Below are 1,110 nucleotides of genomic sequence, written 5' to 3' on the forward strand. Positions count from 1 at the left end.
GACACCACCGCCACCGCCGCCGCTCGTGCTGTTTCCCCCTGAATCGGTGTTCACCCCCTGCGAACAACCAAAATTGCAGGGTGATACCTGGGGCGACATTGGCAGTCATGCGCTGGCACTGCAAACAGCGTTATCAATCTGCGCCGGCCAAGTGGCCACGCTGAACCAATGGCGGGAAGCCGCCGGGAGAAAATGAATGAAAGTCGGACAAGGAAATTCATCATGGGAAACAGGAAGTTTTGAGGACGCCGCCAGACCACTCATCAGATGGTTGGCTGAAAACGTACACCCTCATCACACCGCCATTGTTACTAGCACTCGTGCTGAATTGCTAATGGGGGAGTCGGTGGTTAACACCGAAGATTATCTGAAAGATTAGCATTACAGGTGGCATTCACTGAGTGCCATCGATAATGCGCAAGCAAAATAACCAAAGTCGTCTACCTGCACCCACCGCGCACCCAGCGCACCGGCAGGCTGATGGCTTTTTTTATGGAGAATGCTATGTCACAACCGGAAGAAAGCGGCCTCGAGCGCGATTACTGTGCCGGTCAACTTTCTCTCCGCGACTTGGCAGAGATATACGGCATCAGTGAGGGGGCAATCAGGAAGCGCGCCAAAAAGCATGGCTGGATACGCAAGGGAAAGGGCGGTACGCAGAAAGGTACGCAGGTACGCAAAAGCGGTACGCAAAAATCAAAGGTGCGTACCAAGACGGATCCCAAAGTCAGCGCAGAAGAGCTGATATCGGAATCAGGCTTATCACCACAGCAAAGCCTTTTCGTAGCGGAATACCTGATTGATCAGAATGCCACTGCCGCTGCTGAGCGTGCAGGTTACAGCGACCCAAACTACGGCCGTCAGCTTCTGGCGAATCCTAACGTTAAACGTGCCATCGATAGTCAACTGGTTGCGTCGGTATCGCGCACCCTGGCAAACGCTGATGAAGTGCTCGAAAAAATGTGGCAGCTGGCCACGTTCGATGCAAACGAGATTTCGCAGTATCGCCGCGGCGCCTGCCGGCATTGTTGGGGATTTGGCCACCACTACCAGTGGCGGGATTCAATCGAGCATGATGAAAAATGCGAAGAGGCCAAGGCCAGGAACAAG

2 protein-coding genes are annotated in these 1,110 nt (G+C 54.0%); both read left to right on the forward strand.

Translation table 11 applies throughout. From position 1 onward, the window contains the following. A partial coding sequence (gene lysC, locus ACZ6S8_RS39660) for an Rz1-like lysis system protein LysC (protein ID WP_469463275.1) occupies positions 1 to 196 on the forward strand: 196 nt, incomplete at its 5' end. 308 nt (positions 197 to 504) lie between these two features. Beyond that, positions 505 to 1,110: terminase small subunit (locus tag ACZ6S8_RS39665; protein WP_469463277.1), on the forward strand; the 606-nt coding region annotated here is incomplete at its 3' end.

The sequence above is a fragment of the Streptomyces sp. NPDC048461 genome (assembly GCF_055587105.1).